Annotated in this window: 9 protein-coding genes; 1 reads left to right on the forward strand and 8 read right to left on the reverse strand. The window is 56.3% G+C overall.

All coding sequences use genetic code 11. The features are described from left to right. Positions 1-41: 41 nt before the first annotated feature. The gene (gene rpoB, locus HMPREF2804_RS04640) at positions 42-3,551 is read right to left on the reverse strand and encodes a DNA-directed RNA polymerase subunit beta (RefSeq protein ID WP_070627483.1); all 3,510 of its coding nucleotides are present in this window, start codon (positions 3,549-3,551) and stop codon (positions 42-44) included. A 346-nt stretch (positions 3,552-3,897) separates the two neighbouring features. Continuing rightward, on the reverse strand, positions 3,898-4,047 hold the full coding sequence (locus tag HMPREF2804_RS11085) for a DUF6985 domain-containing protein (RefSeq protein ID WP_168164906.1): 150 nt from the start codon (positions 4,045-4,047) through the stop codon (positions 3,898-3,900). A 46-nt stretch (positions 4,048-4,093) separates the two neighbouring features. On the opposite strand from HMPREF2804_RS11085, the gene HMPREF2804_RS04645 reads away from it, so the two are divergent. After that, positions 4,094-4,618, forward strand: a complete 525-nt coding sequence (locus HMPREF2804_RS04645; RefSeq protein ID WP_246824147.1) for an aldo/keto reductase — start codon at positions 4,094-4,096, stop codon at positions 4,616-4,618. Positions 4,619-4,703: 85 nt separating this feature from the next. Here HMPREF2804_RS04645 and HMPREF2804_RS04650 read toward each other — a convergent pair whose 3' ends face one another. The 6 genes from HMPREF2804_RS04650 to narI form a co-directional block, all read right to left on the reverse strand. After that, positions 4,704-6,200, reverse strand: coding sequence for an L-serine ammonia-lyase (locus HMPREF2804_RS04650; RefSeq protein WP_070627485.1), 1,497 nt, complete (start codon positions 6,198-6,200; stop codon positions 4,704-4,706). 359 nt (positions 6,201-6,559) lie between these two features. Further along, positions 6,560-7,678 carry a glycine cleavage system aminomethyltransferase GcvT gene (gene gcvT, locus HMPREF2804_RS04655; RefSeq protein WP_070627486.1) on the reverse strand — a complete coding sequence of 373 codons (1,119 nt, stop codon included), beginning with the start codon at positions 7,676-7,678 and terminating at the stop codon, positions 6,560-6,562. Positions 7,679-7,872: 194 nt separating this feature from the next. Beyond that, complete coding sequence (gene gcvP / locus HMPREF2804_RS04660) at positions 7,873-10,725, reverse strand: aminomethyl-transferring glycine dehydrogenase (RefSeq protein WP_070627488.1); 2,853 nt, start codon at positions 10,723-10,725, stop codon at positions 7,873-7,875. 252 nt (positions 10,726-10,977) lie between these two features. Beyond that, a complete protein-coding gene (locus HMPREF2804_RS11090; protein ID WP_168162142.1) occupies positions 10,978-11,115 on the reverse strand; it encodes a hypothetical protein in 138 nt (45 codons plus the stop codon). A 134-nt stretch (positions 11,116-11,249) separates the two neighbouring features. Next, complete coding sequence (locus tag HMPREF2804_RS04665; RefSeq protein ID WP_070627490.1) at positions 11,250-12,494, reverse strand: MFS transporter; 1,245 nt, start codon at positions 12,492-12,494, stop codon at positions 11,250-11,252. Between the two features lie 35 nt (positions 12,495-12,529). Then, positions 12,530-13,363 carry a respiratory nitrate reductase subunit gamma gene (gene narI / locus HMPREF2804_RS04670; protein ID WP_013397629.1) on the reverse strand — a complete coding sequence of 278 codons (834 nt, stop codon included), beginning with the start codon at positions 13,361-13,363 and terminating at the stop codon, positions 12,530-12,532. Between the last annotated feature and the right edge of the window lie 6 nt (positions 13,364-13,369).

Genomic DNA, 13,369 nt, shown 5'->3' on the forward strand with positions numbered 1-13,369 from the left:
TCGTGCGTGACTACGCCCTGCCCGCGAAGGAGGGGCTGTGATTAGAGCTCGTCCACAGAGCTGGGCTCCTCGTGGGTTAGGCTCACGCCCATATCTTCTGCTGCCCGGAAGCCTTCTTCCTCCGAGTCGCTCATTTCAATGGTCTTCCCGTCGGTAGAAAGTACCTCGACGTTCAGGCACAGTGACTGCATTTCTTTAATAAGAACCTTGAAGGATTCAGGGATGCCCGGCTCGGGGATATTCTCGCCCTTGACGATCGCCTCGTAAACCTTCACACGACCGGCCACATCGTCAGACTTGACGGTCAAGATTTCCTGCAGGGTGTAGGCGGCGCCGTATGCTTCCAGCGCCCACACTTCCATCTCACCGAAGCGCTGACCGCCGAATTGTGCCTTACCGCCCAACGGCTGCTGGGTAATCATCGAGTAAGGACCGGTGGAGCGAGCGTGAATCTTGTCGTCCACCAGGTGGTGCAGCTTCAGGATGTACTGGTAGCCCACCGAAATCGGGTCAGGGAACGGCTCACCCGAACGACCGTCAATCAGACGTGCCTTGCCGGAGCGAGTAATCAGACGATCGCCGTCACGGTTCGGGTTCGCGTGATCCATCAAGTCGAAGAGCTCGTCCTCATGAGCGCCGTCGAACACAGGGGTTGCCAGGCGGGTGGGTCCGGATTCCTTCGGGAAGTTCGGCATATTCTTCAGCCACGCCGGGTCACCCTCAATCTTCCAACCCTGCTTAGCGAGCCAGCCGGTGTGAACCTCAAGCACCTGGCCGATGTTCATACGACCGGGCACGCCCAACGGGTTCAGAATGACATCAACGGGAGTACCGTCTTCCAAGAAGGGCATGTCTTCGACCGGCAGGATTTTGGAAATAACGCCCTTGTTACCGTGGCGACCTGCGAGCTTGTCGCCGTCGGTAATCTTACGCTTCTGCGCAACGTACACGCGCACAAGCTTGTTAACGCCCGGGGGCAGATCGTCTTCATCGTCGCTTTCGCGGTCGAAGATGCGAACGCCGATCACGGTACCGGATTCACCGTGGGGAACCTTCAGAGAAGTATCACGAACTTCGCGGGACTTCTCGCCGAAGATTGCGCGCAGCAGGCGCTCTTCAGGGGTCAGCTCGGTCTCGCCCTTGGGGGTTACCTTACCGACCAGGATGTCGCCAGCCTCAACCTCGGCACCAATGTGGATAATACCGCGGTCATCCAGTGCAGAGAGAACTTCCTCAGAAACGTTGGGAATATCGCGGGTAATTTCTTCGGGACCCAGCTTGGTGTCACGAGCGTCGATTTCGTGCTCTTCGATATGAATCGAGGTCAGCACGTCCTCGGAAACCATGCGCTGGGAGAGGATAATCGCATCCTCATAGTTCAGACCTTCCCAGGGCATGTATGCCACGAGCAGGTTCTTACCCAGTGCGAGCTCGCCGCCGTCGGTCGAAGGGCCGTCCGCGATAACGTCACGCTCCTCCACACGCTGACCGACCTTCACCACAACACGCTGGTTGTAGCAGTTGCCCGGGTTCGAACGGGAGAACTTCATGATCGGGTACGAGCTGGTGGTGCCGTCATCGTTGCGGACCAACACCAGATCGGCCGATACCTCGGATACCACGCCAGCCTTCTTCGCCAGCACGGAATCGCCGGAGTCAAGCGCAGCGTACTTCTCCATACCGGTACCAACGACAGGAGCCTCAGACTCCAACAGCGGCACAGCCTGGCGCTGCATGTTAGCGCCCATCAACGCACGGTTTGCGTCATCGTGCTCAAGGTAGGGAATTAGAGCGGTTGCCACAGACACCATCTGACGCGGGGAAACGTCCATGTACTGCACAGCGCCAGGAGCAACCAGCACGGCCTCACCAGAACCATCGCCTGCACGGCAGAGAACCTCGTCCTCAGCAAAGGTACGCTCGTTAGTCAGCGGGGCGTTTGCCTGCGCAATAATAACGCTCTTCTCGTCGTCGGCAGTCAGGTAACGCACCTTGTCGGTGACCTTACCATCTTCAACCACGCGGTAGGGAGTCTCGATAAAGCCGTAAGAGTTGATACGCCCGTAGGTTGCCAACGAACCGATCAGACCAATGTTCGGACCTTCAGGGGTTTCGATGGGGCACATACGACCGTAGTGCGAGGGGTGCACGTCGCGCACTTCCATGCCCGCGCGGTCGCGGGAAAGACCGCCGGGGCCCAGCGCCGAAAGACGACGCTTGTGGGTTAGCCCAGCCAGCGGGTTGTTCTGATCCATGAACTGCGAAAGCTGCGAAGTACCGAAGAACTCTTTAATCGCTGCAACCACGGGACGGATGTTCACCAAGGACTGCGGGGTGATGGAATCAACGTCCTGAGTGGTCATACGCTCACGCACCACACGCTCCATGCGGGAAAGACCGGTGCGAATCTGGTTCTCAATCAACTCGCCCACAGTGCGGATGCGGCGGTTACCGAAGTGGTCAATATCATCGATATCGATCTTAACGGAAATTTCCTTGCCGTCACGCTTACCGGGGATGCTGCTCTCCTGAGCGTGCAGGGCGCACAGGTAGTGAATCATCTGAGCGATGTCGTCCTGGCTGAGTACCGATGCCTCGGGGGAATCAAGAGGAACATCTACACCGAGCTTACGGTTCACCTTGTAACGGCCAACCTTCGCCAGATCATAGCGGCGCGGGGTGAAGTACATGTTGTCGAGCAACGCCTGTGCGGCCTCTACCGTCGGGGGCTCGCCCGGGCGGAGCTTACGGTAGATATCGAGCAGAGCCTCGTCCCGGGTTGAGACGGAGTCCTTCTCTAGGGTTGCACGAATAGAATCATAGTTCCCGAACTCGGCAAGGATCTTTGCCTCGGTCCATCCCAGAGCCTTCAACAGCACGGTCACAGACTGCTTACGCTTGCGGTCCAGGCGCACACCCACCTGATCGCGCTTGTCTATTTCAAGCTCAAACCATGCACCGCGCGAAGGAATAACGCGTGCTGAGTAGATGTCCTTATCGGAGGTGCGGTCGGGTGCCTTCTCGAAGTATGCACCGGGTGAACGCACCAGCTGGGAAACGACCACACGCTCGGTACCGTTAATCACGAAGGTACCGGATTCGGTCATGAGCGGGAAGTCGCCCATGAAGAGGGTCTGCTGCTTAACCTCACCGGTGGTCAGGTTCATGAATTCAGCTTTAACGTACAGGGGTGCCGCATAGGTTGCGTCACGATCCTTGCACTCTTCCATGGTGTACTTGGGATCGGAAAATTCCGGATCCGAGAAGGACAGCTGCATGGTTTCCTGGAAATCACGAATCGGGGAAATCTCCTCGAAGATCTCAGCAAGACCGGATTTCTCAGGTATAGAGGTGTCACCTGTTGCCTGAGCATTTTCCAGACGCTTTGCCCAGCGCTCGTTACCCACGAGGCGGTCGAAGCTGTCGGTCTGGATAGCCAGCAGGTTGGGAACCTTGAGCGGTTCACTAATTTTTGCGAATGAGATACGACGGTCGGAATTGTTTTCCGCACCGTTAGCGGCGTCATGGTTAGAGGTGCTCGAAGCGACCAAAATGGGGATCCTTCCACAGACATGTCTGTTAGCAATCTGCCTCCCGGCGACAGAGCCGTAAGACATCATGATGAAGACCCCGAAAACGGTGTGCAAAGCTAGTAGATGTCGAACGGTTTAACGTCACCTTCAGCCCGTGCCCACCGCTATATGAAGGCACAAAGGTCAGGGAAAGCGTAAATATTAACAATACACTATGCTCGCGCGTTTGTCTACCACACCCGTACAGCAGATGCAAGCGCCGGATTCAAGTGAGCTTTTTATAGCCCTTCCAGAAGCTTCCGCGGTATATTTCCTAGGCTTTTGAAATCGCGTATGAGCGCCCTCTTACTCTCCCCTGCTAAACCTATTCTTCGCGCAAGAAAATACTGCCGTCAGGGTTGGTGTAAGACTCAACCGCCATACCCACTTTCACCAGTTTCGTGCCGTTTTGGAGCACCATCATCATACCGTGCTCAACATCCCACTCGGTCTCGGCTTCCACCACAATCAGCACATTGTTATTGTCCCAAGGGAAAGTACGCCATCTTGGAGTGTCTGAGGTGACAGCTGACCAGTTGCGCCGTGCCCACGCTATCCATCCGATTGCCGCCGTGCAATTCGAATGGTCGCTCATGTGGCGTGAACCTGAAGTAAATATTGTGCCAGCGGCACGCCAGCTGGGTGTGGGCCTAGTCCCCTATAGCCCTCTAGGCCGCGGCTTGCTTGGCGGAAGTCTCAACACCACCAGCGTTGCCGAAAGCCCCTTCCGGGCGAATGACCCACGGTTTAACGGTTCCAGTCTCACTGCTAATATGCGCCAAGTTGATGCCCTCGCCTCGTTCGCGCAGTCCCGCTCCATGACCGTGGCCCAGCTGGCTCTGGCGTGGCTTCTTGCGCAGGGCGACGATGTTGTTCCTATCCCCGGAACACGCAAGGCGCAGAGGGCACAAGAAAATGCTGCGGCTATGCGCTACCACCTAGAGGCAGAAGATTTAGCCGCCCTGGAGAGCATGGTACCAACAAACGGTTGGGTGGGAGACCGCCAGTCTTTCGCCGTACCGGTAACCACTCGACCGGTGTTCTAGCCGATTGCACGATAAAAGATAAAGAAAACGCTCGCCCTGAATGCCCCTGCGGCTTCCGGGCGAGCGCTCCCCCACCGTTTTGGAGCTAACACTCCACCACGTTAACCGCCAGGCCACCCATTGAGGTTTCCTTGTAATGGTGTGACATATCCATGCCGGTTTGGCGCATCGTTTCGATCACTTGGTCTAGGGAAACACGATGCACACCATCACCGCGCAGTGCCATGCGTGCCGCCGTGACCGCGTTCGACGCGGCCATCGCGTTGCGTTCAATGCACGGAATCTGCACCAGCCCGCCCACAGGGTCACAGGTCAGCCCCAGGTTATGCTCCATCGCAATCTCTGCGGCGTTTTCAATCTGCTCGTTCGTACCGCCCAAAACCTGAGCAAGACCGGCGGCGGCCATCGAGCTGGCGCTGCCGACCTCTCCCTGGCATCCCACCTCGGCACCGGAAATCGAGGCACGCTTCTTATACAGCACCCCGATTGCGGCGGCGGCCAAGAAAAAGTCGATCACCGCATCCTCACGCTTGCCCCGACCGCAATGCCGTATTCCGGGCGTATAGTTCATCGCATAGTGCAAAACCGCCGGAATAATGCCGGATGCACCATTCGTCGGCGCCGTCACCACGCGGCCGCCAAACGCATTCTCTTCGTTCACGGCGAGCGCGATTAGGTTCACCCAGTCGATGGCGTATTCGGGCGATTTATTGGGGTCTTCGGTTATCAGGTCGCGGTGCCATGCCCCGGCGCGGCAGCGTACCTTGAGGGGTCCAGGCAGGTAACCGACACGCGATAGTGAAGACCCGATGCATTCCTTCATAACCTTGTAGATGTGCAGAATTCCTTGACGTACCTCGGCCTCGCTGCGAAGCGAACATTCGTTCGTCATTTTGAGTTGGGCAATACTCATCCCGGCCTCGTTCGCCATATCTAGGAGCTCGGCGCCGGAACCGAACGGGTAGGGTGGGTGTTCCAGGGATGCTCCCCCGGTTGCGGGCTCGTCACCTTCGACAATAAATCCACCACCGATGGAAAAATAGGTGCGCTCCAAAAGCATCTTCTCGCCCTCGAATGCGGAGATCTTAATACCGTTTGTGTGGCGCGGAAGCACGGTCAAGGGGCGCAGGGTTATATCGAGTTCTCGGTAGTTCAGAACCGGTCCGTAAACTTTGCCCTCCTCGCCACAGGGAGCCGTCGCACCGTACATACTGGAAGGATACCCGGCGAGCGGCAGAGTGCCGTCCACGCTATTACGCTCGATCATGGCGTCTGCCTCGGTGAGGCAGATAGTTTCGGGCACATGCCCGCACAACCCTTTGAGCGCCGCGCTCATGGTGCCGTGCCCTGCCCCGGTTGCGGCGAGTGATCCATACAGGTCAATATGCACTTTCGTGATGCGTGAGAGCAGGTTGGTGTCAATAAGTTCGGCGATAAAACGATTGGAGGCGCGCATCGGCCCTACGGTGTGGGAGCTGGAAGGACCTATGCCGATGCTAAAAAGCTCGAACACGCTGATATCGTATTCGAGCGCTTCAGCTTGTTTTTGCACACTACTTGGAACGCCAGTATCTAGTGCCACATTATTCCTTCATCTGTGTGAGTATGCGCTTGCCCGCCAGGTTTTATATGCGGCGGTTCGTCCGTTTATATTCTCACGGTGTAACCGCCCGAAGACGGTATGCAGCCTTCATTGTCTGCTGGTTTTCCCTGAGGTTTATGCTCACCGAGCATCTTGCAACCTGCTGAGTTTATCCTAGCTTACTTCAAGTCATGGATAAACTAAGGCGAGATTATGTTTGCGTGCGCGCCCGGGCTTGCCTGTGCGATAAACTTCGAGTCGATATACCGACACAGGCATGCTGAAGGGCGAGTAAATATACCTCAGCACATTCACCCGCCCTATGCCTCTTGCTCGGGTTACCTGAGATGAAGCAGTATTTACTTCTCGCGCTTGTAGAACGGAAGCGAGACCACGTCAAAAGTTGCACGCTTACCGCGAATATCCACATCCACCTCGGAACCGACCTCAGAGAATTCGCGCTTCACCAGTGCCATTGCTATCGGGTAACCCAGGGTCGGGGAAGGAATACCGGAGGTTACCTCACCGATTTGATTACCCTCGGCATCGACGAGGAACGAACCCGCACGTGCCGGGCGCTTTGCCTGAGCTTTCAGCCCAACCAGGATACGCTCCGACGGGGACTTCGCCAGTTCGGTCAGGGCGGTGCGGCCCACGAAATCGGCGGTCTTCTTCTCCAAAGCGATCTCAACTAGGCGACCCAAGCCGGACTCGAATGGGGTAATATCCAGGCCCAGCTCATGACCGTACAGCGGCATACCAGCTTCCAAACGCAGCGAATCGCGTGCCGCCAAACCTGCCGGGGTCAAGCCAAAGGGCTCACCAGCGGCGGCGAGCGCATCCCACAGTTTCACAGCGTTGGCGTTCGGTACAAAGAGCTCGAAACCGTCCTCGCCGGTGTAGCCGGTACGTGCCAGAAGTACATCTACCCCGGCAATGGTGACCGGAACGGAGGCGTAGTATTTGAGCTCGCGTACCGCATCCTCATCGGAGGCACCAGCCGCAAGCAGAATTTCTTCGGCACGCGGTCCTTGCACAGCAATCAGGGAGGTGTCGTCAGATTCGTTGACGAACTTCACATCAAAATTACCCAGACGCTCGCTCATGGCCGCAAAATCGTTATCAATATTGGCGGCATTGGGCACAACCAAGAATTCTTCGTCGCCCAAGCGGTAGGTGATAAGGTCGTCAATCACGCCGCCCTTGTCGTTGGCGAGAATCGAGTACTTGGCGCGACCAGGCTTGAGTACGGACATGTTGGAGACCAGAGCGTAGTCGAGGAATGCAGCGGCATCGGGCCCGGTGATGCGGAACTCGCCCATGTGGGAGAGGTCGAAAATACCGGCGCGGGTGCGCACAGCCTGATGCTCGGCAACATCGTTGGCGTATTTGAGCGGCATATCCCAGCCGCCGAAGTCGGTAAATGCGGCGCCTAGCTTTTCGTGGACGGGGTAGAGTGCGGTCTTCTTGGGTGACATGTTTCTCCTTAGTACATAGTCATATACACTGCTTTGTGCCAGAACGGTTTATACCAGAACGATTATTCTTGTTTTTAAGAACATTCATTCTATTTTATGTGTGTACGGTAAGCCTTCCGGGCGCCCCGCTCCCCCGCCTCCTAACAAACAGGCGAAAAACGCGGGACACACAGAAGTTCATCGAATCATCGAAGCTACTCGGCGTGAGCTTCAAGATCGAATGCCTCCATCGGAGGGCATTCGCAAACGAAGTGACGATCTCCGCCCGCACCGTCAATACGACCCACAGGCGTAAAGTACTTGTTGGCGCGAAGCGAAGGAACCGGGAAGGCAGCCTGGGTACGGCTGTACGGGCGATCCCACTCGTCGGCAGAAACAACATCCACCGTATGCGGAGCGTTGCGCAGCACGGAATCTTCCACTGCGACCTTGCCTTCGGCAACCTCAAGAATTTCGCCGTAGATAGTCTCCATCGCCTCAATAAAGCGATCGAGTTCTTCCTTCGACTCCGATTCGGTCGGCTCCATCATCAAAGTTCCCGGAACTGGGAATGCCAGAGTAGGCGCATGGAAACCGAAGTCCATCAGACGCTTACACACGTCTTCGGCGGTCACATGGGAGCGGTCGGTAAGCTCACGAATATCTAGGATGCACTCGTGACCCACCAGGTTTGCGTTGCCGGTGTAGAGCACAGGGAACTTATCGTTGAGCTTTTTCGCCACATAGTTTGCGTTCAGCACCGCGTATTCCGAGGACTTTTTCAAGCCCTCAGCACCGCTCATAGCAATGTACATCCAGCTGATGGGAAGCACACCAGCAGAGCCAAAGAACGCCTGCGCAATCGGAAGTGCCGCGCCGCTAGGCAGCTTGCCTTCGGCATCCGCAGTCGCGGCATCGCCGGGAAGGTACTTCGCCAGATGCTCACGAGCAGCGAGAGGCCCAACACCGGGACCGCCACCGCCGTGTGGGATGGAGAAGGTCTTGTGCAGGTTCAGATGGGAAATATCGCCGCCGAACTTACCCGGCTGTGCGAAGCCCATCTGCGCGTTCAGGTTTGCACCATCCAGGTAAACCTGACCGCCCGCGGCATGCACAAGCTCGCAAACCTCAGATACCTGAGGCTCAAACACGCCGTGCGTCGAGGGATAAGTAATCATGATGCCAGCGATCTTATCGCCGTACTTCTCGATCTTCGTCTTCAGATCATCAACATCAATCGAACCGTCGGATGCGGTCGCCACACCCGCAACCTTGAGCCCAGCAAGCGCTGCGGATGCGGCATTCGTGCCGTGCGCCGAAAGCGGAATAAGCACGGTATCACGCTCGTGATCACCGTTAGCCTCGTGGTAGGCACGAATAGCACGCAGACCACCGTACTCACCGGTTGCACCGGAGTTCGGCTGCAAAGACACGACATCGTATCCGGTGATAGCAACCAGCCAGTCGGAAAGTTCCTTGATGAGCTTATGCCAGCCCTGAGCCTGATCGGCGGGTGCGAGCGGGTGAATATTCGCAAATTCGGGCCAGGAAATCGGCTCCATTTCCGCCGCGGCATTGAGCTTCATAGTGCACGAGCCCAGAGGAATCATCGTGCGGTCCAGAGCCAAATCCTTATCAGAGAGGTGGCGCAGGTAACGCATCATCTCGGTCTCGGAACGGTACTTATGGAAGACGGGGTGCTGCATGTATTCATCGGTACGGAGCAGATTTGCGGGAATGCTGAACTTGGCATCTGCCTCGGAGGGAAGTTCTGCGCCAAATGCCTTTACCAGACGCTCCAAAACCCGGTCATTATGAGATTCACCGACCGAAATACCCACGCGGTTCTCGTTGATACGGCGAATGTTAATACCAGCCTCAAGCGCCTTGGCAACGAGCTCATCTGCGCGAGCCGGTGCATCAATCACCACGGTGTCAAAGAAATGCTCAAAGGCAATACCGTATCCGACGCTTTCCAGGGCTGTCGCTACACGAGCCGCGTTAGTATGCAGACGTTCGGCAATAGCGCGCAGCCCCTCGGGACCGTGATACACAGCGTAAGCACCGGCAACAATCGCCAGCAAAGCCTGGGCGGTACAGATGTTACTGGTAGCTTTCTCGCGACGAATGTGCTGTTCGCGGGTTTGCAGAGACAAACGGTACGAAGGCTTACCGGCGGAATCCTGCGACACACCGACCAGACGGCCTGGCATAGTGCGTTCCATACCCTTATGCACGGCCATGTAGGCGGCATGCGGACCACCAAAGAAGAAGGGCAAACCGAAACGCTGGGTATTGCCCACTGCAATATCGGCACCGAGTTCCCCCGGAGACTTCAGCAGGGTGAGCGCCAACAAATCGGCGTCCACGGTCACTAGGGCGTTACGTTCCTTGGCCGCTTTCACCAGCGGTTCAATGTCACGAATTTCCCCGTCGGATGCGGGGTATGCAAGCACCACACCGTACAGATCGCCCTCGGGCAGCCCCTCCGAGAAATCGGTGACCACGAACGGAATGTCAAGAAGTTCGGCACGACCGCGTACCACGGCAAGAACCTGCGGTAGGCACCGAGAATCAATCGCGAAGAAACCGTTCTTAACCTTACGGTTGGCGCGGTGCATCATCACAACCGCCTCCGCAACCGCGCTTGCCTCATCGAGTAGGGAAGCATTCGCAATATCCAGGCCGGTGAGTTCCATAACCACGTTCTGGAAATTCAGCAGAGCCTCCAGACGACCCTGCGAAATTTCAGCCTGGTAGGGGGTGTACGAGGTGTAAAATCCGGGGTTTTCAAGAATGTTGCGGCGCAGAACGGCGGGGGTTACGGCATCGTAATAGCCTTCGCCAATCATCTGCGTATAAACTTTGTTCTCGGCGGCATACTCGGCGATCTTGGCGAGTGCATCCTGCTCTGTCAACGGATCGGGAAGATCAAGCTCGCCGTGAAGGCGAATCTGAGGCGGGACAGCGTCGTCCATCAGAGCTCCCAGGGAATCATATCCCAGGGCTTTGAGCATCTGCTCAGCGTCTGCGGAACGGGGGCCGAGATGACGATCGATGAAAGACATAATATCTTCTCCTATTCGGCGCAAACCGTTAGCGGTTCACAACAGTACTGTTGTGTATATACAGTACTAATTTTCCCATATTGTGGGCTCAAACTTCTAGCTACATATGCCCTGTGACACGTATGTTATAAGGGTTTATCGGCATACATGCGACCACCTGTTACGGCACGGCGAGCGATTTCTTACCGCCACATACAGGAGCGTCATCCCCCCCCTCTGGCGGCAGCCGTTACAGATAAGAGCATCTATCCGTTAAAAGTAGCTGTTTGCGGCAGCGTCGTAGGCTGCACCCATCACCAGCGGCGGGAAGAACCCGCCTAGACCACCGGCAGCGTCGGCCAAAACCTGCATTGTAATCAATAAATTAGAGGTATTTACGTTCAGAGCCATCTGTTCCGAATTTGTGACCGCCACCCCATATTGGTTTTAGGGTACGAAACTCACGTAAAAAGCTCTGGCCGCTCCCTCAGAGCAGGGAACGGCCAGAGCCATGGAAACAAACAATTGAGTGAAAAACTCAGCTACTACTTCGCTACGGCATCAGCCTTATGATGTTCCGGCTTACCGCCATGCTTGACCAAGAATGCCGATGCAAAGGCCACAGCTGCAGTTACAGCCAACAGAGTTAGACCGATAAAGTAGTTACGATGTGCGGCATCGTAGGTTGCACCCATCACCAGCGGCGGGAAGAAGCCGCCAAGAGCGCCGGCAGCAGCGATCACGCCGGAGACCGCACCCACGTTCTTCGGGTCAGCCGCGCGGCCAACCCAACCGAAGACCGAGCCGGAACCCAAGCCCAGCAGAGCTGCCATCGCCAAGAAGATGGGACCGTAGACATGCTCAGCATCCGGCTGAAATGCGGTAACCAGAGCCAAAACCGACACACCGCCCAACGCAATGAAGGTAATAATCTTCGGACCAAACTTATCAGCCAAGATACCGCCGAAGGGACGAGCGATCACGGCAGCCGCCGCGAAGCCTGCGGCACGAGCACCAGCATCTTCAGAGTTGAAACTGTAGATATTGTTCAGGTAGGTCGGCAGGTAGTTCGAGAACGCCACAAAGCCACCGAATACTACCGAGTACAGGAAGCACAGCTGCCAGGTTGACTTCACCTTGAACGCCCGAATGATCTTCGGCATCAGCGGGGTAACCTCGCGGTTAGCGGTAGCCGGTGAATCACGCAGGAACAAGAATGAGATAATGGCGGTTACCGCGCACAGAGCCGCAATGATGTAGTGGGTATTCATATAACCCACGAGGTTCATCAGGCGCGGAGTAAAGAACGCTGACAGAGCGGTACCGACCATACCAGCGCCGAAAACACCGGTTGCAAAGCCCTTACGAGCGGGCGGGTACCAAGCGGAGCTGAACGGAATACCCACCGCGAACACGGTACCGGCGATACCCAGCAGGAACGAGAAGACCAATATCAGGGGGAACGACTTCATCGAGCCGGCAACACCGACCAAGAGCACCAGCGGAGTGCTGACGGCAAGTACCAGACTCATCATGATGCGCCCACCGTACTTATCGGTTAGACCACCAACCGGAATACGCCCAATCGCACCAATAAAGATAGGCATAGCAACCAGCAAACTCGTAGTTCCCGGGTTCAAATGCATCTGATCCGGCTTGGCGTAGTACTTCGCAAGCGGACCGACAATCGTCCACGCCCAGAACCCAACGGTTGAGGCGAAGGTAACCAGCAGCAGGTTAAAAAGCTGCCCCTTTTTTAGGTCGTAACTCTCAGCAGTGGGAGCACTCATTATTCCTCTTTGTGTTATGTGTTGTGTGTATATTGTTAGCGATTGACGCGCTCACGTGGGAGCGCCTCTTGCGGGTTGTCCCAACCACGACGTGCGCCCACGCGCTCATTGCCGCGAGAACGGTAGATGGTGTAGGGACGGAACAGGTAGTGCAGCGGCACGGTCAGTGCATGCACCAAACGAGTGAAAGGCCAGATAATGAACAGCACCATAGCCACAATGATGTGAATCTTGAAGGCGACAGGCACATTCACCATCAACGCTACCTCTGGGTGGAAGTAGAAGATAGAACGGAACCACACCGCAATGGAGGTGCGGTAGTTGAACTCCACCTCATGCCCGTTAACCGGGGGCAGACCGCCCGAGGGGTCAAAAGCGGAAATCAAAGTTGCGGCGGTACCCGCCAGAATGACGGCGACCAGCACAAAGTACATAAACTTATCGTTCATCGTCGTTGCAGAGAAAACCTGTGCATTACGACGACGACGCCACAGAAGCAGGAACAAACCAAGAATAGTTGCTGCAGCGGCTGCGGAACCGCCCACCAAAGCGACAATGTGATAAGTGTGGTCGTCCACCACGAGGTCTGTGAGCATCTTAGGCACCACTAGACCGCCCACGTGTCCCATAAACACGGCGGCTAGACCATAGTGGAATAGAGGCGATCCCAGACGCAGCATCTTGGATTCATAAATCTGTGATGATCGAGTGGTCCAACTAAACTGATCGGTACGGTAACGCCAAATGGTGCCGCCGATCAGAACAAGAATAGTGACATAGGGAAGCACGCCCCACAGGAGGGTGTCTACAATCCCCGGCTCGCCGACAGGCACCGCATGTGCTGCGTGCTCGGATGCGAGTGCGTACACGATGTA

It is taken from the genome of Rothia sp. HMSC065G12, from assembly GCF_001811455.1.
Classification (GTDB): Bacteria; Actinomycetota; Actinomycetes; order Actinomycetales; family Micrococcaceae; genus Rothia; species Rothia dentocariosa.

What these genes read in the sequence shown, in the direction of transcription:
- gcvT (WP_070627486.1), bottom strand. Translation starts at nt 7,678, where the DNA reads ATGTCACCCAAGAAGACCGCACTCTACCCCGTCCACGAAAAGCTAGGC.
- gcvP (WP_070627488.1), bottom strand. Translation starts at nt 10,725, where the DNA reads ATGTCTTTCATCGATCGTCATCTCGGCCCCCGTTCCGCAGACGCTGAG.
- HMPREF2804_RS11090 (WP_168162142.1), bottom strand. Translation starts at nt 11,115, where the DNA reads ATGGCTCTGAACGTAAATACCTCTAATTTATTGATTACAATGCAGGTT.
- HMPREF2804_RS04665 (WP_070627490.1), bottom strand. Translation starts at nt 12,494, where the DNA reads ATGAGTGCTCCCACTGCTGAGAGTTACGACCTAAAAAAGGGGCAGCTT.